Origin of the sequence: Corynebacterium timonense (assembly GCF_900105305.1) — a bacterium.
GTDB classification, from domain to species: domain Bacteria; phylum Actinomycetota; class Actinomycetes; order Mycobacteriales; family Mycobacteriaceae; genus Corynebacterium; species Corynebacterium timonense.
On record NZ_LT629765.1, the window covers coordinates 2403513 to 2425066 of the forward strand.

Consider the following 21554-nt stretch of genomic DNA (forward strand, 5'->3'; position numbering starts at 1 on the left):
TAATGGGGAGCAGTTCACAGGTGCCGGGGTTTTTTCGTACCTCGGGGCGGGGGCTGGTATAAACATACCGGTTTGTCTATATTGAATTCAGATACAAAAGCCCATGTCGTGAGGGAGTGAACAATTAGTGGCTAGCCCCAGCGCGAGCAAGAAGAAATCTACCGGGACACGCCGCCGCAACCGCCCCAGCCCCAGGCAGAGGCTTCTCGACGCCGCAACGAAGCTCTTCACGGAAGAAGGCATCCGCGTCATCGGCATCGACCGCATCCTCCGCGAGGCGGACGTCGCAAAGGCGTCGCTCTACTCTCTGCTCGGCTCCAAGGACAACCTCGTCGTGGCCTACCTAGAGCGCCTTGACGAGGTGTACCGGGAGCGCTGGGAGGCGCGGGCGGCGCAGCTGACGGAGATCGACGACAAGGTCCTCGCCTTCTTTGACCTCGCCATCGAGGAGGAGCCGGGCAAAGACTTCCGCGGCTCTCCCTTCCTCAACGCCGCGAACGAGTACCCGCGCCCGGAGAGCGAGTCGGAGGAGCGCATCGTGGCCACCTGCCTGAACCACAGGACGTGGATGCGCACGACGATGTCGCAGCTTTTGCGCCGCAAGAACGGCTACGACTCGGCCCGGGAAGCGGACCAGCTGCTCATCTTCCTCGACGGCGGTCTCGCGGGGGCGCGCTTCCTGCGCGACGTTTCGCCCCTCGAGACGGCGCGTGAGCTGGCGGTCGGCCTGCTCGGGGAGCCCCCCGCGGACTACTCCATCTGATCCTCTGGCTGATCTGCGTCCTTCGCGGCGCTCCGCTCGCGGCGCGACGCCTCCCTGCGCGCCGTCTGCCGCTTGCGGGCCAGCTCCTTCTTCTGGAGCTTTGCTTCGGCCTTTTCGCGCTTCGCCTCGGCCTTCTCCGCGGCGATCTCTCGCCGCACCGCCGGGATTGTCGAGGGCCGCGCGAGCGCCTTCAGCCGGCGGCTGCGGCGGGAACGCTTCGTCTCCTTCTTCGCCGCGAGCTGCTCGTCGAGCGCCGCGCGGGACGCGGCGATGTGCTCGCGGGCATCCTCGCCGAGCGGGTGGACGCGCACGACGAGCCACCACAAGACGATGGTCTGGCCCAGCGTCCAGAGGTTGCCGGTGAACCAGTACAGAAGGAGGGCCACCGGAACCAGCCCCGTCAGGCCGGCCATGCCGATGAGCAGCGGCACGAAGGGGACGGCCACCCAGATGAGGCGGTAGATGGTGCGGGCGGCGCGGTCGTTCCATTCCAGGGTGGAGCGCGTGCGCAGCTGAGAGAGCACCATGTTGAAGGTGGTGAAGAACAGAGCGCAGGCGAGCATGGGGATGGCGACGGATCGGACGTCGTCAAGCGTTGTGCCTAGGAGCGCGAACTGCTCGGGCGACATGGCGACGTAGGCGGGAAGCGGGACCCCGAAGAAGGATGCCTGCTGGAAGGAGGCGACGTCTTCGGGGGTGAGCAGGCCGAGCGAGTGGCCCTCGGCGCGGTCGGGCACGGCCATCCACAGCAACAGGCGGTACAGGCCGAGGAAGAAAGGGAGCTGGATGAGCAGCGGGAGGCAGCCCGTGAACGGGTTGTAGCGGTGCTCCTTGTGCACCTCGCGGCGCGCCTGTTCGTGCTCGCGCACGCCCTCGGGGGTGGTGTCCGTGCCGTACTGCTCTTCCAGCGCCGCGAGCTGCGGGCGCATGAGCACGATCACGCGGCTCGTGCGGAAGCTCATCCAGGTCAGCGGGGCGACGAGAGCGCGGATCGTGACCACGAGAAGAATGACCGACGCCACCCACGCCCCAGAGCTGGGGACGCCGAGCACGGGGCCCAGCAGCCAATGCCACAGCTTCATCACTGCCGACACGGGGTAGACGAAGGCCTCGATCATGCACCAACCACCTGTTCCTCCGACGCTTTCACCGCGTTAATGTTAGGCCATGTCTACCGCCGCGCCCAGAACACGCCCGCGCTCGAGCCCAAGCCCGAGACCTCGCCCGAGCCCGAGCCAGGTTGTCGGCGAGATCCTGCTCACGGCTGGCGCGCTGCTGCTCCTCTTCGCGTTCTACGAGGCCTTCTGGACCAACCTGCACTCGCGCGGCTTGCAAAACGACGCCCAAGAGGCGCTCGAGGAGCAGTGGGTCAACCGCGCGTCGACGGTGCCGGAGCTTGGCGACGCCTTCGCCCGCATGTACATCCCCGCCTTCGGCGCCGACTACCAGTTCGCCATCATCGAGGGAGTCGACGAGGAAGAGCTCCGCGCGGGCCCGGGCCGCTACCCCGACACCCAGCTGCCCGGGCAGCCCGGCAACTTCGCGGTGGCCGGACACCGCGTGGGCAAGGGGGCGCCCTTCAACGACCTGGGGCGCCTGCGGTCCTGTGACGCCATCGTCGTGGAGACGCAGACGCACTGGCTCACCTACCGCGTCATGCCGATGTCGGACGACCCCCTCGAGCGGGCCGCCGAGGCGGCGCCCTGCATGCCCACAGAGCTGGCGCAGCGGGTCGCGGCCGGCGACTACGCGCACGTGGCCGGGCGCCACATCACGCTGCCCGAGGACGTGAGCGTGATCAACCCCATGCCCGGCTTGGCGCGCGCGGAGGTCGCCGAGGGGCTCGCGGGCGTGATGACGCTGACGACGTGCCACCCGCAGTTCTCCAACGCCGAGCGCATGATTGTCCACGCCGTGTACACGGACGTGGCGGACAAGTCGGCGGGGCCGCCCGCCGCGATGACGGAGGTGTCGTAGATGTACACGTGGTTCTGGCACGCGCTGCCCGGGAAGCCCTGGGTGAAAGGGATCATCGTCGCCGTCCTGGCGGTGGTCGTGTTTCTCCTGCTCATGGAGGTCGTCTTCCCCTGGGTGTCGTCGCAGATGCCCTACAACGACGTCGTGGTGTAGCGCTGGCCCCGGCGCATCGGGTCAACCCCAGCGCTTGTCAACCCCAGCGCGGGGGCGGGGCGACCCAGGCGCAGAGGGCGTCGAGGAGCTCGTTGGGGTCGTCGGCAAGCACGAGCGATTCGCGGTCCTCGCGGCGGATGAAGCCCTCGGCGACCATGTGATCGACCATGGCGACGAAGGGCGCCCAGAAGCGCACCCCGAGAAGGCCGATCGGGCTGCGGCGCAGCCCGAGCTGCTGGCCGGTCCACTCGGCGAAAAGCTCGTCGAGGGTGCCGGCGCCCCCGGGCAGGGCGACGACGGCGTCGCTGAGCTCACTCATGCGTTCCTTGCGCTGCGCCATCGTCTCAACCAGCTCGAGGCGGGTCAGGCCCTCGAAGCGCAGCTCGTAGTTGGCGAGGTGGTGGGTGAGCACGCCGACGGAGTCTCCGCCGGCCTCCATCGCCGAGGCGGCGACGCGCCCCATCACGCCGAGGCGGCTGCCGCCGTAGACGAGCGTGATGCCGCGCCGGGCGAGCGCCGCCCCGAAGCGGTCGGCCAGTTCCAGGTTCGCGGGGTTGGAGCCCGGGTTCGCGCCCGCGTAGACCGCCACCGCGCTCAGCGAGCGCGGCGCGAGCGCCGGAAAGATCTCCCTGGAGAGCAGGGGAGCCAGCTCGCGGCCGTCAACGTGGTCCGAGGCGAGTGTCGGGTGGATCCACGCGACCTCGGCGATCTCTGCGGCGGCGCAGGGCGTGGCAGGGAGAACACCGCGGTGGAGGTAGACGTGCGCGCGGACGGCCATGCCGGGCTCGTTGGACGCCGGGGCGGTGAACGTCCCCAGCGGGGTGAGCTCGTGGGCGTCGAGACGCAGCCCGACCTCCTCTTCCACTTCGCGCCGCGCGGCGTGCTGCGGGCTCTCCTCGCCCTCGATCTTCCCGCCGGGCAGCTGGAAGCGCGGGCTGGTGGCTTTGCGCACGCACAGCACCGCCCCGGACGCATCCCGGAGCACGACGGCGGCGACGGGGATCTCGTTCATCACAGCCCCAGCGCGGCGATGACCTGCTCGGCCACCGCCTGTGCCTTGACGGATTCGTTCTGGTTGGTCCACACGCTCACCGCCACGGGGCCTTTGGCCACGGCGTAGACCGCGCCGACGCTGCCCGGCACCGCCCCGCCGCCGGCGCGGCCGCCGTTCCACCCCGCGGGTTGGTCGGCGGGCTCGGTCGCGTCGATCGGGGCGGCCCAGTCGACCACCGCCATCGCCTCCTCGGGGCTGGGCATGTGGCGCACGAGCACCGTCAGCTGCGGTTCCTCCTGGTAGGACCAGAACTGGCAGGCAGGCGGGTCGAAGCGCTCGTCGACGCCGATATCGGTGACGCGCTGGCCGTTGGTCTCCGCCACCCACTGCGTGTCCAGGTAGGGGCACGCGGCGGCGGAACCCCGCGCGGCGGCGGGGGCGGCGTCGTGAGGCGGGCCTTCGGGCGCGGGCGCTGGCTCCGGCGCTGGCGACGGCGCTGGCTCCGGCGCCCCCGCCGAGCACCCGGCCAGCAGCAGGGCGGCCGCGCAGGCGGTGGGTAGGGTAATGCGCATGACCACCAGAGTAGCGGCGCCGGACGAACCCTCCCCCGAGGTGCCCGACAACAAGGCGCTGGACATCGGCATCACGGTGCTCAGCCTGACGCTGCTGCTGATCTCGCTCGGCGCGCTCATCAACATGCCGCTCGACCTCGCTCTGCTGCACATCGTTGTGGTCTCGGTGTTCTCCTTCCTCCTGTTCTACGGGATGGTCGAGATGCACCGGTGGGGTCACCTCGGCCGCTCGCTCTGGCTGGCGTCGCTGACGGTTCTGTGGATCGGCGACTCCCTCGTCACGCCGGTGGCGGTGTACTGGGTGTTCATCCTCTTCTTCGTCTACCTGCGCGCCTTTAACAACTGGGTAGGGCTGGTGTGGGTCGCCCTCGGCCTGGGCGTGGCCATCGGCGTGCAGCTGCCCAGCGGGGTGACCCTGGGCGGCATCCTCGGCCCGGTCCTGTCCGCGCTGGTGGTGGTGGCCTCCAACTACGCCTTCACCACCATCGCTCGCGTGAGCAGGGAGCGCGAGCAGCTTATCGACGAACTCCTGGCCACCCGGAAACAGCTCGCCGACACGGAGCGCGCCGCCGGCATCTCGCAGGAACGCGAGCGCCTCGCCCACGAGATCCACGACACGGTGGCGCAGGGCCTGTCGAGCATCCAGATGCTCCTGCACGCCGCGGAGCGCGACCTCGAAGCTACCGGCCTGACGGAGCGGGAGCTGCAGGCCCCGAAGAGAAGGATGGAGACGGCGCGCAGGGCGGCGTCGAATAGCCTCGCGGAGACGAGGGCGATGATCGCGGCGCTCGCGCCCGCGCCGCTGACGGAGACCTCGCTCGGCGAGGCGCTCAACCGGATCGCCGGCGACTTCGCGCAGGCCGGGGGCATGCAGATCGAGGTGGCCACCGACGGCGAGGTCGCCCAGCTGCCCATGCGCACCGAGGCGGGGCTGCTGCGCATCGCCCAGGGCGCGATGTCGAACGCGGTGAAGCACTCGGGGGCAAGCCGGGTCCGGGTGACGCTGACGTACAACCCGGAGGAGGTCCGCCTCGACGTCGTGGACAACGGGCGCGGCTTCGACCCCGCGGCCCAGGGAACGACGCCGACCGGGATGGGGCACCTGGGCCTCGACGCGATGCGCACCCGCGCCCACGAGCTGGGCGGCAGCCTGGATGTGGAATCCGCGCCGGGCGGGCCGACGGCTGTTTCTGTTGTTCTGCCGGGTACCATCATCCGAAAGGAGGAGGAAACATGATTCGGGTTTTGCTCGCTGACGACCACGAGATCGTGCGGCTCGGGCTGCGCGCCGTGCTGGAAGAGGCCGAGGACATCATGGTCGTCGGCGAGGTGGCCACCGCGGAGGGGGCGATTTCCACAGCTCAGGCCGGGGGCATCGACGTGATCCTCATGGACCTCCGCTTCGGCGCCGGGCCCCACGGCACCCGCGTGACCACCGGGGCCGAGGCGACCGCCGAAATCCGCCGCACCATGGCCCACCCGCCGAAGGTGTTGGTGGTGACCAACTACGACACCGACGCCGACATCCTCGGCGCCATCGAGGCCGGCGCCATCGGCTACCTGCTCAAGGACGCACCGCCGGAGGAGCTGCTCGCGGCGGTGCGCTCCTGCGCGAAGGGCGACACGGCGATGAGCCCCGGGGTGAAAAACCGTCTAGAGACGCGGGATCGGACGCCGCGCTCCTCGCTCACGCCGCGCGAACTCGAGGTGCTCCAGCTCGTGGCGGGCGGGGCGTCGAACCGCGAGATCGGCCGCGAGCTCATGCTCTCGGAGGCGACGGTGAAGTCCCACCTCGTCCACATCTACGACAAGCTGGGGGTGCGCTCCCGCACCTCCGCCGTGGCCTCGGCGCGGGAGCAGGGCGTGCTTTAGTCGCTGAGCTTCTCCTGCACTTCGCGGGAGACGGCGTCGACTTCCTTGCCGATGGAGTCGTGCGCCAAACGCTGCTGCTCCGCGTTAAGGTGCTCGGCGTTGCGCACCGCCTGGGCGAGCTCGTCGAGGCGCACGTCGAGGTCCTTGAGGTAGCTGGAGCTCAGGTCGTCGCTCGCCGTGGCCTGCTCGCGGATCGCCTCCACGCGGGCCTTCAGCTCCGCGCCGCGGCCGGAGAACCGCGCCAGGTCTTGGGTGCTCAGGCCCAGCGAGTGAGCCCGGTTGCTGATGCTGCGCTGCTGCGCCGCGGTGATCGCGCGGTAGACAAGGGGGATGAGCACGGGGATAAGAACGCGCGCCGCGCCGACCCAGTTCTTGGCCTTTTTCTTGGTGATGCCGGACTGCTCAATGCGCTTCAGGTGTGCCTCCGCGAGCTGCTTTTCGTGCTTGCGCTTGCGCTTGAGCCCCTTCTTCTCCTCCTTCAACAGGCGCTTTTCCGCCTTGTCCAGCAGCTCGGCCGTGCGGCGATCGTTCTTCGCCTCTTCCTTGGCGGCCTGGCGGGCGCGTGCCTGGGCGGCCTTGATCTCCGCCTTCGTCGCGGCGCGTGACTTGCGAATCGTCTCGATGATTCCCATGGTCGTCTCCTAAAAAGTTCACGTCTATGCTTGTGCAGCCCCACCTTACCTGTGCGGAGGCGATAGGCTTGGCAGAGTTGTGAGCACCCCGGCTGATTTCCCCCTCGCTGTTCGCGCGTCCGACCTCGTCGGCTGCCGCTACCGGCTGCGCCAGCGCCTCGCCCACCCGGACGTTCCCCAGCCCCCCGAGGCGCTGGCGCGGCAGCCGCAGGTCGACGCCGCGCGCGCGGCCGTCCTCGACGCCCTGCCGGTGAAGCGCGCACTCGGCGACGGCAGCGCCCGCCGCTTCCGGCGCGTGGACCTCGACCCGGCCTTCCCAGAGGCCTCCGTCGAGGAGACCCGCGCGGCGCTGCGCGCAGGCGCCGACCTTGTGACCAACGCGGTGCTGACCGGCGAGGTCGCGGGCGTTCAGCTCGTCGCGGAGGCGGACATCCTCGCCCGCACCCCGGAGGGTTACATGCCGGTGATGATCTCCAACCACCGCGTCGCCCGCCCGGCCGACGTGCCGCCGGGCTCCGGCCTTCCCTTCATCCCGACGGGCCGGCTCAGCCTGGGCACGCCGGTGGAGGCGGCGGCGCGCCCGCGCCACCACACCGTCGACGGGTATCGGCTGGCGCTCGCCCACCTGCTGCTGGGGCCGCGCTCCGCGGGTACGGCCGCCGTGATCGGCCAGGACCGCTCGCGCGCCTACCTCGCCGACCCGAGCCGCTACGTCGCCCCGCTGCTCAGCGCCCTCGACGCGCCCACCCCCACCGAGCCGCGCCGCCTGAAGCAGTGCGCGTCCTGCCGCTTCTGGCCGCTGTGCGAGCCGCGGCTGCGCGAGCTCGACGACATTTCCCTGCTCCTGCCGGGCGGGCGGGCGGACGCGTACCGCGCGCGCGGCATCGACACGGTGCAGGCGCTTATCGACGCCAACCTTGGCGAACCCTCCCGCCTCGCCGCGGCCTGGCGAGAGGGCGTGCCGGTGCTCAGGCGCCGTGGTGCCCCGCCGGTGCCGCGCGCCGACGTCGAGGTGGACGTGGACATGGAGGCCTACCTCGACCAGGGCGCGTACCTGTGGGGCGCCTTCGACGGCGAGGCCTACCACCCCTTCGCCGTGTGGGAGGACGTCGGCGGCGCCGCCGAGGAGGCGAACTTCACGGCGTTTTGGTCGTGGCTGATGGGCGTGCGCGACGCGGCGCGCGCCCAGGGCAAGAGCTTCCGCGCCTACTGCTACGCGGCGGGCGGGGAGAACCATTGGCTGCGTGTATCGGCGCGTCGATTCGCGTCGGTGCCGAGCGACGAGGTGCACAGCTTCATCGCCTCGGAGGAGTGGGTCGACGTCTTCGCCTACGCCAAGCGCCACCTCGTGGGCACCGACGGCCTGGGGCTGAAGGTGCTCGGCCCCGTCGCGGGCTTCGAATGGGAGGACGACGACGTCGACGGGGAACGCTCCGTCGCCCTGCGGTTGGCGGCGCGCCGCGGCGACGAGAGGGCACGGGCGATGCTGCTGCGCTACAACGAGGACGACTGCCGCGGCACCCGCGCGGTGCGCGACTTCCTCACCGCGGGCGCGCCGGGCGTGCCGGAGCTTTAGCTGCGCTTGTCGGCGGCCGCCAGCGCGGCGGCGACGGCCACGAGGAGGGCAAGCAGCCCGCCGAGCAGTGCGGTGAACCCGGCCCAGGGCAGCGCCTCGAAGGCGGCGCCGGTGGCGGCGCCGACGATGGAGGAGCCCATGTAGTAGCAGAAGACGTAGAGCGAGGATGCCTCCGCGCGGTCGCGCTCCGGGATGCGCCCCACCCACCCGGAGGCGGTGGAGTGCATGGCGAAGAAGCTCGCGGTGAACACGAGCAGCCCGGCCAGAGCCACCCCCAGGGTCGCGCTGGCGGTGACGAGGACGCCCGCGAGCATGAGCGCGGCGCCGGCGAGCACGACGCGCCCGCGCCCGAAGCGGCCGACGTAGACGCCCGCGCGCGCGGAGGACCACGTGCCGGACAGGTACATGACAAACACCAGCCCGGCGAGCGCAGGCGGCAGGCCGAAATGGCCGATGGCGCGGTAGCCGAAGTAGTTGTACAAGGAGACGAACACGCCCATGCCGATGAAGGCGGTGGCGTACAGCCCGAGGAGGCGCGGGTTGGCCAGGTGCGCGGCGATGGACCGCAGCTCGGCGCCGGGGCGGATGCTCTCCTTGGGCACGAAGCGGCGCTGCCGGGGCAGGAGCGCGCTCGCGGCGAGCGCGAGCGCCAGCGCCACGACGGAGTTGGCCATGAGCGCCCAGCGCCACGAGGCGACCTCGAGGGCGACGGCGGGGATGAGACGCCCGCTGAGCCCGCCGATGGTGTTTCCGGCGATGTAGAGGCCCATCGCGCCGGCGAGGTCGCGCTCGTCGAGCTCCTCGGCGAGCCAGGCCATGGCGGTGGCGGGGGTGCCGGCGATCATGGCGCCCTGGAGGGCGCGCAGCGCGATGAGCTGCCCGGCACTCTGGGCGAGGGGGAGCGCCACGCCGAGGGCGGTGGCGGCGAGCGAGGAGAGGATGATGATCCGCCCGCGTCCGTACTTCTCTGAGAGGATGGAAAAGGGCACTACGAACAGGGCGAGCGCCCCGGTGGTGGCGGAGACGGTGAGCGCCGCCGTGGACGGAGCGACGTCGAGCTCGGCGGACAGGGTGGGCAGGAGCGCTTGGGTGGCGTACATGGAGTTGAACACGGCCAAGCCCACGGCGAGCATCGCCAGCTGGGCGCGGCGAAACGGCGCGCTGCCCTGGCGCAGTCCCGGTGTGGCCATTGCGTACCCCTTACACCCCGTGTGGTCTCCCGCGTACAGACGCGAAAAGGCGAGGCCCCCGTTGCCGGAAGGCCCCGCCTGGCGTGGCGCTGTGCCGTGCTGTGCTTACTTGGAAGCGGCCGCGAGGCGCTCGTTGACGTCGTCCCAGTTGACGACGTTCCAGAATGCCTTGGCGTAGTCCGCCTTCACATTCTTGTACTGCAGGTAGTACGCGTGCTCCCACATGTCCAGCATGAGCAGCGGGGTGAAATCAACGGAGATGTTGCCCTGCTGGTCGGTCATCTGCTGGATGATGAGGCGGTCCGCGATGTGGTCGTAGCCCAGAACGGCCCAGCCGGAGCCTTGCAGGGAGGTGGCCACGCCCTCGAACTGCGCCTGGAACTTCTCAAAGGAGCCGAAGTCGCGGTCGATGGCGGAGGCGATCTCGCCGGTCGGGGCGCCGCCGGCTTTCGGGGCCATGTTCTTCCAGAAGATGGAGTGGTTGGTGTGGCCACCCAGGTTGAAGGCAAGGTTCTTGCTCAGGGCACGAAGCTTGTCCGGGTTGGCCTCGCCGTTGCGCTCCTCCTCGAGGGCCTCGAGTGCGGCGTTAGCGCCCTTGACGTAGGTCGCGTGGTGCTTGTCGTGGTGCAGCTCCATGATCTCGGCCGAGATGTGCGGCTCGAGAGCGTCGTACGCGTAGGGGAGGTCGGGAAGGGTGTACACAGCCATGTTTATCTACCGTCCTTTCATCAAGAAGTTGTGACGTGGGCCCCATGATAGACAGTTTTGGCGTGCCCGCAATGATGGTCCGCGGGGAACAAACGCGCCGGGGCGGGCGTTGGAACGCACATGGGTTTTCTCTTCGGACGCACGCCGGAACTTGTCGACGCCGACCGCGCCCTGCCTGGCCGCAGCCAGCCGGTCTTGCCCGCCCCGCGCCCCCACGCCGTGTTGGGCACCCCGATCACGGGACCGTGGCGCGAGGGGCAGAAGCGCCTGCTCGTGGGGCTGGGGTGCTTCTGGGGCGCGGAGAAGATGTTCTGGCAGATGGAGGGCGTGGAATCGACCTCGGTGGGCTACGGCGGCGGCGTGACCGCGAACCCGACCTACGGCGAGGTGTGCTCGGGCTCGACGAACCACGTCGAGCTGGTCGAGGTGGTCTACGACCCCGAGCGGGTGAGCCTGAAGGATCTGGTGCGCGCGAGCCTGGAGGCGCACGACCCGACGCAGGGCTTCCGCCAAGGCAACGACGTGGGCACGCAGTACCGTTCGGCGTTCTACACCGACACGGAGGGCGAGGCGGAGCAGATCCGCGAGTGGGTCGCGGAGTACGGCCGCCAGCTTGCTGGCGCCGGGTTCGGCGACATCACCACGGAGATCCGCTCCGAGGTGGACTACTACCTCGCCGAGGACGAGCACCAGCAGTACCTGCACAAGGTGCCCAACGGGTACTGCCCGCACCACTCCACGGGCGTCGCCTGCGGGATTTAGCCCCGTCGGTAGTTTTGTCCCGCTAAGGTAGAAGGAGTTAGGCTCAAGCACCGAAGAAGGGGGCAACAATGCGGGTTCTAGTGGTCACGGGCGCGGCGTCCGGGATCGGTCTCGAGACCGCCCGGCAGTGGGTCCGTGAGGGCGGGCAGGCGGTCCTGCTGGACGTCGATAGTGACAAGCTCGAGCAGGCCCGCGAGGAGCTTGGGGGCAACGCGACGATCCTGCGTGTCGACGTCGGGGATGCCGCCTCGGTCGACGGGGCCTTCGCGCGGATCGCCGAGGAGTTCGGCCGCGTCGACGCGCTGGTCACCTCGGCGGGCGGGACGCGCCCGCGGCCGAGCGCCGAGATGAGCGACGAGGACTGGGCGGCGGTGATGGACATCCACGTCACCGGCGCGCTGCGGGCGTGCCGGGCGGCGTACCCGCTGCTCAAGGAGGCAGGCGGGGCGGTGGTGAACCTGGCGTCGGTCGCCGCCGTGCTGGGCATGCCGGGGCGCGCGAACTACAACGCCGCGAAGCACGCGATCGTGGGGCTGACCAAGTCCCTCGCCGTGGAGTGGGCGCCCGACGGGATCCGCGTCAACGCGGTGGGCCCCGGCTACGTGGAGACGCAGCTGACCCGCACACTCGTCGACGAGGGCGCGCTCGACCCCGAGCCGACCATCGCGCGCACGCCGCTGAAGCGCTGGGCGCAGACGGCGGAGATCGCCGACGGTATCCTCTTCCTGCTGAGCGCGCGGGCGAGCTACATCACCGGCCACACGCTCATGATCGACGGCGGGATGAGCATCGACGGCGCCTGGTACCGCTAAAGGCTCTGGTACCGCTAACGGCGAAGGACACCCATGAACCACTCTCACCCGTTTTCCCCGAGCGCGTTCGCTGGCCAGCGCGCGCTGATCACCGGCGCCGCGGGCGGCATCGGCGCGGCCTGCGCGGAGCTGTTCGCGGCGGCCGGCGCCGATCTGATCCTTGCGGACGTGGACGCCGAGCGCGTCGACACGCTCGCCGCCGAGCTCGGCGCGCGGGCTGCCGCCGGCGACCTGACGGATCCCGCCGCCCGCGCGGAGCTCGTCGGCCTCGTTGAGGCGGCCGGCGGCGTGGACCTCCTCGTGCCCGCGGCCGGGGTCTACCCCGAGGCACCCGTCACGGAGATGAGCGACGAGGCGTGGGAGCGCGTCTTCGCGGTCAACCTCGGTGCCGTGTTCGCGTTGACCCGCGACCTCGCCGCGCACGTGCGCGACGGCGGGGCGGTGGTCACCTTCGGGTCGATCGCGGGCGCGCGCGGCAGCCGCAACCACAGCGCCTACGCGGCGACGAAGGGGGCGATCGCCTCCTTCACCCGCAGCATCGCCCTCGAGTTCGCCGGGCGCGCGATCCGCGCGAACGCGGTGGCGCCGGGGATCATCGAGACGGCGATGTCGGCCGACTTAGTCGCGGGAAGCGGCGAGTCTCTCCTGGCCAACACGCCCCTGGGTCGGCTGGGCACGGCGCGGGAGGTGGCGGGCGTCGTTGCCTTCCTGTGCTCGGACGCGGCCTCCTTCATTACCGGCGAGGTGATCCACGTCAACGGTGGTTTGCACATGGGATGATGAACCCATGAGCATGCTGGTCAAGGTCCTCGAGCACACGCAGCGCGGGAGGACGGTGCCCCGCGAGCTTTTCGACGCCCTCTCGCCCGACGAGCAGGAGGCGGTCCGGGCCTTCGAACACAGCCGTCGCATCGAGTACGGCTGGCGCACCATCACGCTCTCGATCCTGCGCACGGCCACGGATCTCTCCCGGGGCCGCGACCCCATGCAGGTGCTCGAGGAGCTGGTGCACAGCAGCCGGCAGATCATTAACGCGGACGTGGCCTACATCAGCGTCAACGACGAGGAGACGGCGACCACCTCCGTGTTTATGACCTCCGGGGTGGTCACCGAGAAGTTCCGCACCATCCGTATCCCGTTCGGGGTGGGGGTGTTGGGCAACGTGGCGGCGAAGAAGAGGGCCTCGTGGACCTACGACCACGGCAAGGACCCCGAGGTCACCCACGTCCCGGACGTGGACGAGGCGGTGCAGGCCGAGGGGATCCGGGGGATCCTCGGCGCCCCGCTGACCAATAACGGAAAGGTGGTCGGCGCGCTGATGGTGGGGGACCGCCGGCCGCGCTTCTACACCGCCGACGAGATTGTCGTGCTCGATTCCTTGGCGTCGCTCGCCTCGGTGGCGTTTGAGACCTCGCAGCTCATCGAGGAGCTGGAGGAGGCGGTGGCGACGCTGCAGGAGGCGCAGGGGCAGAGCGAGCGCCAGATCCGCCAGCTCGAGGCGTTGTCTGAGGCGGACGCGATGCTCATGGACGCGCTGACGAACGGCGCCCAGCTCACCAGGGTGCACGAGGTGATCACCGAGACGCTGGGGTGCTCGGCGTGGTTCTTCCGCGACCGCGAGCTGCTGCCGCTGGCGGCGGGGCGCGCCCCGGTCGCCGAGGAGACGATGCGGGAGCTGATCGCCGCCTCGGAGGCCGCAGGGGGCATCGTCACAGGTGAGGGGGTGTCGGCGCTGGCGATCTCGGTGAATCAGCGGCACGTGGGGGCGATCTGCGTGGACCGAGTGGTGGACGACTCGGAGGCGCGGATCCTCCACCGCGCCTCGCTCACCTTCGCGGCGATGGTGCTGTTCCGCGAGGCGCTCGTTGCCGCGGAGAGCCGCCAGGCCACCGACCTCGTGCGCAAGATCTTCGCGGGGACGGCGGCGGACGAGGACGTGGCCCGCCTGAAAAGGATGACGGGGCTGGACGTGAAGGAGGATGCGGGGCTGTACGTGGCCGTCGTCACGCCTGGCCGGCGGCCGCTGAGCGCGGTGACCTTGGACCGGCTGCTCGCCGACCGCGGCCTCATCGTCGAGCACGGCGACCACCTGTGCGCGGTGGTGCGCGCCCCGGCCGGGCCGGAGAAGGCGCTCGACCCGATCCTCGCGCTCGCTGCGGAGGAGAAAAGCGAGGTCTACGCGGGGGCGGTGCGCCTGCCGGCGGACGTCGGGGAGTTCGTCGGAGCGCATTCGCAGGCGGTGCTGCTGGCCGCGGGGATGCGCAGCCTTGACCTGGCCAACCGGGTGGCCACGCCCTCGACCTTCGGCTCCTTCGGGCTGCTGCTCAACGCGGGCAGCGAGACCATCGACGCGATTATCGACGACACACTCGGGCCGCTCGTGCGTTACGACGCCCAGAATCGCACCGAGCTGACCCGCACCGCCGCAGAGTTTTTCGACAACGGGCGCAACATCGGCGCCACCGCCAAGGCCCTGTTTATCCACGACAACACGGTGCGGCAGAGGGTGGACAGGATCGCGAGCGTGCTGGGGGAGGACTGGACCACGGGGCCGCACGCCTTCGACATCCACCTGGCGCTGCGGGCGTGGCAGATCCGCGGACGCTCTGTTTGATGTGTGAAACTATATATCCCGTCGGGGGATAGTAGGGAGATCTACATAAAGTAGCCCTTGTCATAGAATTATCCGAAAGTAACCTAAGTCTCACGCTGTCTTCCCCCATCGGCAGAAAGTGAGATCCCGATGTCAAGCGCTCTTCGGGCCCCCGGCGCCCAGGACGCGACGGATAGGTCGACCCTCCGTCGTGCTGTCACCGGCTCCATGGCCGGCACCATCATCGAGTGGTACGAATTTTTCATCTACGGCACCGCTGCTGCCCTCGTCTTCAGCGTGACGTTCTTCCCGGGCGGGGATAACCCGCTCGACGCGGTCATCGCAGCCTTCTTGACCTACGCCATCGGCTTCATCGCCCGCCCCCTCGGCGGCTTCGTCTTTGGCCAGCTCGGCGACCGCTTCGGCCGCAAGAGCCTGCTCCAGGTCTCGCTCATCATGATCGGCGTGGCCACCTTCCTCATGGGCTGCCTGCCGGACTTCAGCGTCTGGGGCTACTGGGCGCCGATCGCCCTGGCCACCCTGCGCTTTATCCAGGGCTTCGCCGTGGGCGGCGAGTGGGGCGGGGCGATCCTGCTTGTCGGCGAGCACAGCCCGCCCGAGCAGCGCGGCTTCTGGGCGTCCTTCCCGCAGGCCGCGGCCTGCGTGGGCAACGTCCTGGCCAGCATCGTCCTGCTCAGCGCGAACATCTTGCTGCCGGAGGAGGACTTCCTGGACTGGGGGTGGCGCGTCGCCTTCTGGCTCTCCGCCGTCGTGGTCTTCATCGGCTACTACATCCGCAAGAAGGTCGAGGACGCCCCGATCTTCAAAGAGGCCCTCAAGCAGCAGGAGGAAAACGCCCACGCCTCCTCCGGCCTGCGCGCCGTCATCACGCAGTACCCGAAGGAACTGCTGGTGGCCACGGCCGTGCGCATCGGCGAGAACGCGATGTACTACCTCATCATCGCGTTCACCCTGACGTACCTGACCATCTTTGACACGATGAGCCGCCAGGACGTGCTGCTCATCATGTTCATCGCCAACATCATCCAGTTCTTCGCCATGATTTACGGCGGCTACCTCTCCGACAGGATCGGGCGGCGCAAAACCTACCTGCTCGGCGGCATCCTCTCGCTCATCTGGGCGCCGTTCTACTTCCCGCTGCTCAACACCGGGGACTTCACCATCATCCTCGCGGCTGTCGTGTTCGGCCTCGTGGCGCAGTCCTTCATGTACGGACCCGAGGGCGCGCTGTTCGGGGAGCTCTTTCCCACCCGCGCCCGCTACTCCGGCATCTCCGCCGCCTACCAGATGGGCTCCATCCTCGGCGGCTCCCTCGCCCCCATCCTGGCGACCTACCTGTGGGGCGTGTTCGACAGCTGGGTGCCCATCGCCATCTACCTCGTGGCCATCCTTGCCTTCTCCGTGTTCAGCCTCGTCGTCGGGGTGAAGGAGACCCGTGGCGCCCGCCTCGAGGACATCGACGCCGCCGACTACCACAAGCACGTCAACGTCTCCGCGGCCCGCGCTGCCGCAGAGGCGGAGACCGAAGAAGCACTGAAAGTGAGGACGCATTAATTATGACGACAACCGTTGCCCGCACCATCCAGGCCGCCGTCCTGGAACACCCCGGCGCTGAGCGCCCCTACGCGGAATCGAAGCCCATCGTGGTCGACGAGCTCGAGCTGGACGCCCCGGAAGGCGACGAGCTGCTCGTGCGCATTACCGCCGCCGGCGTGTGCCACTCTGACCTCTCCGTGGTCAACAACGACCGCCCGCGCCCAGTGCCGATGGTCCTGGGCCACGAAGCAACCGGCGTGGTCGAGCAGGTCGGCCCCGACGTCGAGGACCTTAAGGTGGGCGACACCGTGGTGATGACCTTCCTGCCGCGCTGCGGGCACTGCCCGGGCTGCCGCTCCGAGGGGAAGATCCCCTGCGAGAACGGCGCCCGCGCTAACGAGGCCGGCACCCTGCTCAGCGGCGGGCGCCGCCTGAGCAGGAACGGCGAGGTGGTGCAGCACCACATCGGCGTCTCCGGCTTTGCCACCCACGCCGTCGTCTCCCGCCGCTCCGTCGTGCCCGTCGGCAGCGACGTCCCGCCGGAGATCGCCGCGATCTTCGGCTGCGCCATCCTGACGGGTGGGGGCGCTGTGTTAAACGTCGCTAAGCCTGAGCCCGATGACACGCTCGCCGTCGTCGGACTCGGCGGCGTGGGCATGGCCGCGATCATCACCGCCGCGGCGGTGGGCGTGAAGGACATCATCGGCATCGACCTGCAGGAGGGCAAGCGCGCCCAGGCGCTCGAGCTCGGCGCGACCGAGGTCATGTCCCCGGACGAGGCGCAGGCCTCCGGGAAGCGCTTCGCCGCCGTCATCGAGGCGGCGGGGCACCCGGCCGCCCTGCAGACGGCGTGGGAGATCACCGCCCCCGGCGGCGTGACCTGCACCGTCGGCTTGCCCGCGCCGGGCAACGAGATTCGCATCGACCCGCTGAAGGTCACGACGGAGGCCCGCCACCTGGTGGGCAGCTACCTCGGCTCCGCCGTGCCCAGCGTGGATATTCCCAAGTACGAGAAGCTGTGGCGCGACGGCAAGCTCAACGCCGAAGGACTCATCTCCTCGCGCATCGAGCTCACCGACATCAACGAAGCCATGGACCGCCTGCAGGACGCCAGCGTCTTGCGGCAGATCATCATGTTCCCGGACCCCGCTGACACAGACGCAGATAAGGAGTAACACCCAATGACCAACGACCACATCTACAATGCCATCATCGTCGGGGCCGGCTTCTCCGGCCTCGGCCAGGGCGCCCAGTTCGTGCAGGACGGGGTGGACAACTTCCTCATCCTGGAAAAGGGCGAGCGCCTCGGCGGCGTCTGGCGCGACAACACCTACCCGGGCGCGGCGTGCGACACCCAGTCCGTCATCTACTGCTTTAGCTACTTCCTCCACCTCGGCGCCTCCCGCATGTTCTGCAGCCACGACGAGCTGCTGCGCTACCTGGACAACCTGGCAGCCACCTTCGGCCTGGAGAAGTACCTGCGCACCAACCAGCACGTCACCCGCGCGGCGTGGGACGAGGCCGAGAAAGTGTGGCGCGTGAGCACCGCCGACGGAAACGAGTACCTCACCCGCATGCTCATCCCGGCGTGGGGCCAGCTGGGCACCCCCAGCATCCCCAACTTCGAGGGCCTGGACAGCTTCGAGGGCGACTACTTCCACTCCGCGCGCTGGAACCACGACGTGGACCTGAAGGGCAAGCGCGTCGCCTCCATCGGCGCGGCGGCCTCCGCGGTGCAGTACATCCCCGAGATCGCCCCCGAGGTCGGGCAGCTGACCGTCTTCCAGCGCTCGGCGAACTACATCCTGCCGCGCAACCAGCGCATCTTCACCGAGGAGGAACTCGCGGAGTTCCAGCGCGACCCGGACGTGTACCGCGAGCTGCGCCATTCCATCCACGACGAGCGCGAGGCCGGCTTCGAGCGCACCCGCCGCCAGACGGACGCCGCCGCGGAGGGCATGAAGCTGGCCAAGGAGCACCTGGAGAACCAGATCCAGGACCCGGAGCTGCGCGAGAAGTTCACCCCGCACTTCGACTTCGGCTGCAAGAGGATCCTGCGCACCGACGACTACTACCCCACGTTCAACCGCGACAATGTCTCGCTGGTCACTGAGGGCATCGAACGCATCACGCCGAAGGGCATTGTCACCAGCGATGGCGTTGAGCGCGAGTTCGACGTGATCATCTTCGGCACCGGATTCCACAGCCAGGCCTTCCAGGCCGGCACGGAGATCATCGGCCGCGACGGCCTGACCCTCGACGAGCGGTGGGGCAACTCCCCGGAGGCCTACCTCGGCATGACCGTCGACGGCTTCCCCAACCTGTTCATCCTCTACGGGCCGAACACGAACCTCAACCACCACTCCATCGTGACCATGCTCGAGGCGCAGAACCGCTACGTCCGGCAGGCACTCACCCAGCTTCTCGACGGCTCCGAGACCGAGTTCGAAGTCCTCCCCGAAACCCTGCGCACCTTCAACGAGAAGGTGCAAGAGGACCTGGAAAACTCCGCCTACTCCTCCGACTGCTCCTCCTGGTACAAGAACGAGGACGGCAAGGTGATCAACAACTGGTCCGGCACCGTCGCGGAGTACCACGCGCTGACCGCCGAGTTCAACCCGGAGGATTTCGGCTTGTCCCGCAGTGACTCCGAGCTCGCAGGTCAGGGGGCACAGTAATGGCAACGGAGCAGACTATCGACGACTACACCAAGCGCCCCGTCGCCGCCGACGCGCTGCCGACGCTGCAGGCCTTCCGCGAGGGCGGCGCGAAGCCCTTCCACGAGTTCGCCGTGGAGGACGTGCGCGACACCTACGTGGCCAACACCGAGGCGGCGCCCCTGACGGAGCACCGCGAGCCCGAGCACACCGACTTCGAGGTGGGGCAGTTCCGCGTCCGGCTCTACGAGCCGCGCGACACGGACCAGCGCTCCGAGCCGACCGCCGGCATCCTGTTCATGCACGGCGGCGGCTGGGTGATGGGTGATCTGCGCACCCACCACTCCGTGGCCCGCCGCCTCGCCGCGCGCACGTGCCTGCCCGTCCTCGCGGTGGACTACCGCCTCGCGCCCGAGCACCGCTACCCCGCCGCCGTCGACGACTGCCGGGAGGCCCTGCAGTGGTTCATCGAGTGCAGCGACGTCCACGGCGTCACCCTGACCTCCGTCAGCTTCGCGGGCGACAGCGCGGGCGGCCAGCTTGCCGCCATCCTGACCAACGAGACCGTGGCGGGCGCCTCCAGCATCCCCGTCGACTGCCAGGTGCTGCTCTACCCGGCCGTGGACCTCACGGAGGAGAACATGGCCACTTCCACGTCGTACCAGCGCCTGACGGAGGGCTTCCCGCTGGTCGCCGACACGATGAAGTGGTTTGTGGACACCTACATCGAGGACGGCGTGGACCGCACCGCGGCCGACATTAGCCCGCTGCGCGCCGAGCTGCCCGAGAACCTTCCGGCGTCCTTCGTGATCACGGTGGACAACGACCCGCTCGCCGAGGAAGGCGCCCGCTACGCCGCCAAGCTCGCCGCGGCGGGCGCGCCGGTGCACTACGAGCACCTGTCCGGCTACGCCCACGGGCTGTTCACGTCGGCGGCGAAGATCCCGACCGGCGAGCGCTACCTGAACAAGGCCGCCGACTTCATCGTCGACAGCGCCGGGGCGCGCACGCAGGACTAGCGGGGCTGCGGCTGCGTGACGTTGTAACCGATCACGCCCGGCAGCACCGCGGGAGCCTGCCCGAGCAACGCCCTCAGGTTGCCCTCGCGCTCGACCGCGCTGGTGACAGCCGTCACGCGGGCGCCCTTGCGGGTGGTCTCGCTGCCGCGGCGCGGCGCAGCACCGCCAGCAGGTCCACTGACAGGTCCGCCGACAGGTACAGCGCGGCTGGCGGCTGTGCTTGTCGACGTCGCCACCGGGCCGATGCTGGTGGCATGACCGCCGGTGCCGCTGAAGCCGCGGTTGAGGCCCCCGCCCGGGGATCCGACTAGGGCGCCGCCGCGGCTTTCGCCGTTCTGAACGCCAGCGGACGGACCCCTCACAGCAGCGCCCGCGGGTGCCGCCCCGGCGCCAAGGCTGAGCGGGACACCCGCCGCTCCCGTCAAGCGTGGCGCGGCGTGGGCACCGGAACCAGCGGCCGGGAGAAGAGGATCCGCGATACCGCCCGCGCTCGCGATTCCGGGGGCCAGCGTTGCTGGCATGCTTGCCGCGGCGAGCGACGCGGCCTGTGTCGGCGTCGCTCCCTCCGAGATCGCCCGCACCACCTCGGGGGTGACCTCGCCGAACTGCGAGACAACCTCGTGCGGCGACATCGGCTCGGCCAACTGGCCGTAGCCGTGCTGGCGCAGGGCTTCCGACACGACCCGTGGCAAGGAGATTGCGTCGAACGCCGGGACCGTCGGTGCCTGCGGGGCCCCGGGAGTGACGCTCCCGCCAGGCATCGCATTGAGCCCGGGAAGCAGCTGGTTGAACACGGGGTTCGTGGGCACCAAGCCGGACGTCAGCGTTGTCGGGAACGGAACGAGAAACGCCTGCTCGAACGCGAGTTTGTGCTCTAGGGATGGAAGAGCCACCCACGTCGCGTGAGCTGCGGCCGTGAGTATTTGGTTCGCCGCAGCGACCGCGGCAAGGTTCGCTGTGTGCGCCGCCAGCGCGGTGGCGTGGCCAGCGTAGGTCCCCCCGGCCCACTGGATGCGACTGAGGCGCTCGAGCGCTGCCTGCACCCAGCTCGTCGACGCCGACGAGGCCAGTGCCGCTTTCGCTCCGTCGAGCGCGGCGACGGTCTGGCTGAGGAGGCCAGCCGTTTTCGACCATTGCCCAGAAGCTGAGGTGGCTTCGGCGGGGTTGGTCGTCGAAAATAAGCTATTGAGCCCCGGCAGCGACACCTGCGGCCCCGCCACCGGTGCGGCATTGGCGAAGCGGCCTGTCGTCGCGTTCACCAACGGCGGCGCAGGTGCCGGCGATCGCAGAGCGTTCGCGGCCGACACCATACCGAGCCCCCGCGCCACCCCGATGTGGGATACCAGCCGAGAAAAATCGACGTCCGCCCGCACTGTGTTGTCGAGGTTGGACTCGAGGAGCACGGCGGCGTCGCGGATGTGCGAGGCGAGGGCGCCTGTCGCCTGTGGCTCGTAGGTTCCCGCGATCGTGCCGTGCGTCCGGCCCGCCATGTCCAGGCCCGAGACGGGGGAGAAGGTGGCGAGCGAGACGAAGCGGTTCTGCGTGCTCGAACCCGACAACAGCCTCGCTGTATGGTCGAGCTGCGAAACAGCGTCACGAACTGCGACGACATCCAGCAATAATTGGTTGCCCACCTTGCTCCCCCTTGTTTATCCCCCGAGGCACTAGCACGTACTGTATCGCTGCTGTCCTATAGCCGTCGTGCTCCCAGTGCGCA

The 21554-nt window shown here is 69.5% G+C and carries 21 protein-coding genes; 14 read left to right on the plus strand and 7 right to left on the minus strand.

The features are described 5' to 3' along the window. Positions 1 to 127: 127 nt before the first annotated feature. Positions 128 to 763 carry a TetR/AcrR family transcriptional regulator gene (locus tag BLT81_RS11435; RefSeq protein ID WP_019194883.1) on the plus strand — a complete coding sequence of 212 codons (636 nt, stop codon included), beginning with the start codon at positions 128 to 130 and terminating at the stop codon, positions 761 to 763. Here the strand turns inward: BLT81_RS11435 and yidC are convergent. Next, positions 751 to 1881, minus strand: coding sequence for a membrane protein insertase YidC (yidC, locus tag BLT81_RS11440; protein ID WP_019194882.1), 1131 nt, complete (start codon positions 1879 to 1881; stop codon positions 751 to 753). The genes BLT81_RS11435 and yidC overlap by 13 nt on opposite strands. Positions 1882 to 1930: 49 nt before the next feature. Between yidC and BLT81_RS11445 the strand changes: the two genes are divergently transcribed. Next, positions 1931 to 2740: a class E sortase gene (locus tag BLT81_RS11445; protein ID WP_019194881.1), complete on the plus strand. Its 810-nt coding sequence runs from the start codon at positions 1931 to 1933 to the stop codon at positions 2738 to 2740. Beyond that, positions 2741 to 2893, plus strand: coding sequence for a hypothetical protein (locus BLT81_RS12975; RefSeq protein ID WP_019194880.1), 153 nt, complete (start codon positions 2741 to 2743; stop codon positions 2891 to 2893). Between the two features lie 37 nt (positions 2894 to 2930). On the opposite strand, the gene BLT81_RS13140 is transcribed toward BLT81_RS12975, so the two are convergent. Next, complete coding sequence (locus BLT81_RS13140) at positions 2931 to 3905, minus strand: TIGR00730 family Rossman fold protein (protein WP_019194879.1); 975 nt, start codon at positions 3903 to 3905, stop codon at positions 2931 to 2933. Next, on the minus strand, positions 3905 to 4459 hold the full coding sequence (locus BLT81_RS11455) for a DUF2020 domain-containing protein (RefSeq protein ID WP_040421761.1): 555 nt from the start codon (positions 4457 to 4459) through the stop codon (positions 3905 to 3907). Before BLT81_RS11455 ends, BLT81_RS13140 begins: the two co-directional genes overlap by 1 nt. Here BLT81_RS11455 and BLT81_RS11460 point away from each other — a divergent pair. Both BLT81_RS11460 and BLT81_RS11465 read left to right on the plus strand, forming a co-directional pair. Beyond that, positions 4458 to 5696, plus strand: coding sequence for a sensor histidine kinase (locus BLT81_RS11460; RefSeq protein WP_019194877.1), 1239 nt, complete (start codon positions 4458 to 4460; stop codon positions 5694 to 5696). The two genes, BLT81_RS11455 and BLT81_RS11460, sit on opposite strands and share 2 nt — an antisense overlap. After that, complete coding sequence (locus BLT81_RS11465) at positions 5693 to 6331, plus strand: LuxR C-terminal-related transcriptional regulator (RefSeq protein WP_019194876.1); 639 nt, start codon at positions 5693 to 5695, stop codon at positions 6329 to 6331. The genes BLT81_RS11460 and BLT81_RS11465 overlap by 4 nt, the downstream gene beginning before the upstream one ends. Here BLT81_RS11465 and BLT81_RS11470 read toward each other — a convergent pair. After that, entirely contained in the window at positions 6328 to 6963 is a 636-nt protein-coding gene (locus tag BLT81_RS11470; protein ID WP_019194875.1) for a DUF6474 family protein, read from the minus strand. The two genes, BLT81_RS11465 and BLT81_RS11470, sit on opposite strands and share 4 nt — an antisense overlap. Positions 6964 to 7042: 79 nt before the next feature. On the opposite strand from BLT81_RS11470, the gene BLT81_RS11475 reads away from it, so the two are divergent. Beyond that, entirely contained in the window at positions 7043 to 8539 is a 1497-nt protein-coding gene (locus tag BLT81_RS11475) for a TM0106 family RecB-like putative nuclease (RefSeq protein ID WP_019194874.1), read from the plus strand. On the opposite strand, the gene BLT81_RS11480 is transcribed toward BLT81_RS11475, so the two are convergent. Together BLT81_RS11480 and BLT81_RS11485 are read right to left on the minus strand one after the other, a co-directional pair. Next, a complete protein-coding gene (locus tag BLT81_RS11480) occupies positions 8536 to 9729 on the minus strand; it encodes an MFS transporter (protein ID WP_019194873.1) in 1194 nt (397 codons plus the stop codon). The genes BLT81_RS11475 and BLT81_RS11480 overlap by 4 nt on opposite strands. A gap of 105 nt (positions 9730 to 9834) precedes the next feature. Beyond that, the gene (locus BLT81_RS11485; RefSeq protein WP_019194872.1) at positions 9835 to 10437 is read right to left on the minus strand and encodes a superoxide dismutase; all 603 of its coding nucleotides are present in this window, start codon (positions 10435 to 10437) and stop codon (positions 9835 to 9837) included. Between the two features lie 120 nt (positions 10438 to 10557). Between BLT81_RS11485 and msrA the strand changes: the two genes are divergently transcribed. The 8 genes from msrA (at position 10558) to BLT81_RS11525 (ending at position 19837) form a co-directional block, all read left to right on the plus strand. Next, on the plus strand, positions 10558 to 11199 hold the full coding sequence (gene msrA / locus BLT81_RS11490) for a peptide-methionine (S)-S-oxide reductase MsrA (protein ID WP_019194871.1): 642 nt from the start codon (positions 10558 to 10560) through the stop codon (positions 11197 to 11199). 68 nt (positions 11200 to 11267) lie between these two features. Then, positions 11268 to 12011: an SDR family NAD(P)-dependent oxidoreductase gene (locus tag BLT81_RS11495; protein ID WP_019194870.1), complete on the plus strand. Its 744-nt coding sequence runs from the start codon at positions 11268 to 11270 to the stop codon at positions 12009 to 12011. A gap of 33 nt (positions 12012 to 12044) precedes the next feature. Then, positions 12045 to 12791, plus strand: a complete 747-nt coding sequence (locus BLT81_RS11500) for an SDR family NAD(P)-dependent oxidoreductase (protein ID WP_019194869.1) — start codon at positions 12045 to 12047, stop codon at positions 12789 to 12791. 7 nt (positions 12792 to 12798) lie between these two features. Next, positions 12799 to 14625, plus strand: a complete 1827-nt coding sequence (locus BLT81_RS11505; protein WP_019194868.1) for a helix-turn-helix domain-containing protein — start codon at positions 12799 to 12801, stop codon at positions 14623 to 14625. Positions 14626 to 14754: 129 nt separating this feature from the next. Continuing rightward, positions 14755 to 16179: an MFS transporter gene (locus tag BLT81_RS11510; protein ID WP_051011555.1), complete on the plus strand. Its 1425-nt coding sequence runs from the start codon at positions 14755 to 14757 to the stop codon at positions 16177 to 16179. A gap of 2 nt (positions 16180 to 16181) precedes the next feature. Next, positions 16182 to 17336 (plus strand): alcohol dehydrogenase catalytic domain-containing protein, encoded by a 1155-nt coding sequence (locus BLT81_RS11515; protein WP_019194866.1) that lies wholly within the window; start codon positions 16182 to 16184, stop codon positions 17334 to 17336. 6 nt (positions 17337 to 17342) lie between these two features. Further along, a complete protein-coding gene (locus BLT81_RS11520) occupies positions 17343 to 18839 on the plus strand; it encodes a flavin-containing monooxygenase (RefSeq protein WP_019194865.1) in 1497 nt (498 codons plus the stop codon). Beyond that, positions 18839 to 19837, plus strand: coding sequence for an alpha/beta hydrolase (locus BLT81_RS11525; RefSeq protein ID WP_019194864.1), 999 nt, complete (start codon positions 18839 to 18841; stop codon positions 19835 to 19837). The genes BLT81_RS11520 and BLT81_RS11525 overlap by 1 nt, the downstream gene beginning before the upstream one ends. On the opposite strand, the gene BLT81_RS11530 is transcribed toward BLT81_RS11525, so the two are convergent. Continuing rightward, the gene (locus BLT81_RS11530) at positions 19834 to 21471 is read right to left on the minus strand and encodes a hypothetical protein (protein WP_019194863.1); all 1638 of its coding nucleotides are present in this window, start codon (positions 21469 to 21471) and stop codon (positions 19834 to 19836) included. The two genes, BLT81_RS11525 and BLT81_RS11530, sit on opposite strands and share 4 nt — an antisense overlap. Between the last annotated feature and the right edge of the window lie 83 nt (positions 21472 to 21554).

Bases quoted from the DNA above. Each gene is read 5' to 3' on its own strand.
- BLT81_RS11470 (WP_019194875.1), bottom strand. From the start codon at position 6,963: ATGGGAATCATCGAGACGATTCGCAAGTCACGCGCCGCGACGAAGGCG.
- BLT81_RS11505 (WP_019194868.1), top strand. From the start codon at position 12,799: ATGAGCATGCTGGTCAAGGTCCTCGAGCACACGCAGCGCGGGAGGACG.
- BLT81_RS11525 (WP_019194864.1), top strand. From the start codon at position 18,839: ATGGCAACGGAGCAGACTATCGACGACTACACCAAGCGCCCCGTCGCC.
- msrA (WP_019194871.1), top strand. From the start codon at position 10,558: ATGGGTTTTCTCTTCGGACGCACGCCGGAACTTGTCGACGCCGACCGC.
- BLT81_RS11515 (WP_019194866.1), top strand. From the start codon at position 16,182: ATGACGACAACCGTTGCCCGCACCATCCAGGCCGCCGTCCTGGAACAC.
- BLT81_RS11465 (WP_019194876.1), top strand. From the start codon at position 5,693: ATGATTCGGGTTTTGCTCGCTGACGACCACGAGATCGTGCGGCTCGGG.
- BLT81_RS11495 (WP_019194870.1), top strand. From the start codon at position 11,268: ATGCGGGTTCTAGTGGTCACGGGCGCGGCGTCCGGGATCGGTCTCGAG.
- yidC (WP_019194882.1), bottom strand. From the start codon at position 1,881: ATGATCGAGGCCTTCGTCTACCCCGTGTCGGCAGTGATGAAGCTGTGG.
- BLT81_RS11485 (WP_019194872.1), bottom strand. From the start codon at position 10,437: ATGGCTGTGTACACCCTTCCCGACCTCCCCTACGCGTACGACGCTCTC.
- BLT81_RS11500 (WP_019194869.1), top strand. From the start codon at position 12,045: ATGAACCACTCTCACCCGTTTTCCCCGAGCGCGTTCGCTGGCCAGCGC.
- BLT81_RS11460 (WP_019194877.1), top strand. From the start codon at position 4,458: ATGACCACCAGAGTAGCGGCGCCGGACGAACCCTCCCCCGAGGTGCCC.
- BLT81_RS12975 (WP_019194880.1), top strand. From the start codon at position 2,741: ATGTACACGTGGTTCTGGCACGCGCTGCCCGGGAAGCCCTGGGTGAAA.
- BLT81_RS11510 (WP_051011555.1), top strand. From the start codon at position 14,755: ATGTCAAGCGCTCTTCGGGCCCCCGGCGCCCAGGACGCGACGGATAGG.
- BLT81_RS13140 (WP_019194879.1), bottom strand. From the start codon at position 3,905: ATGAACGAGATCCCCGTCGCCGCCGTCGTGCTCCGGGATGCGTCCGGG.
- BLT81_RS11455 (WP_040421761.1), bottom strand. From the start codon at position 4,459: ATGCGCATTACCCTACCCACCGCCTGCGCGGCCGCCCTGCTGCTGGCC.
- BLT81_RS11520 (WP_019194865.1), top strand. From the start codon at position 17,343: ATGACCAACGACCACATCTACAATGCCATCATCGTCGGGGCCGGCTTC.
- BLT81_RS11480 (WP_019194873.1), bottom strand. From the start codon at position 9,729: ATGGCCACACCGGGACTGCGCCAGGGCAGCGCGCCGTTTCGCCGCGCC.
- BLT81_RS11445 (WP_019194881.1), top strand. From the start codon at position 1,931: ATGTCTACCGCCGCGCCCAGAACACGCCCGCGCTCGAGCCCAAGCCCG.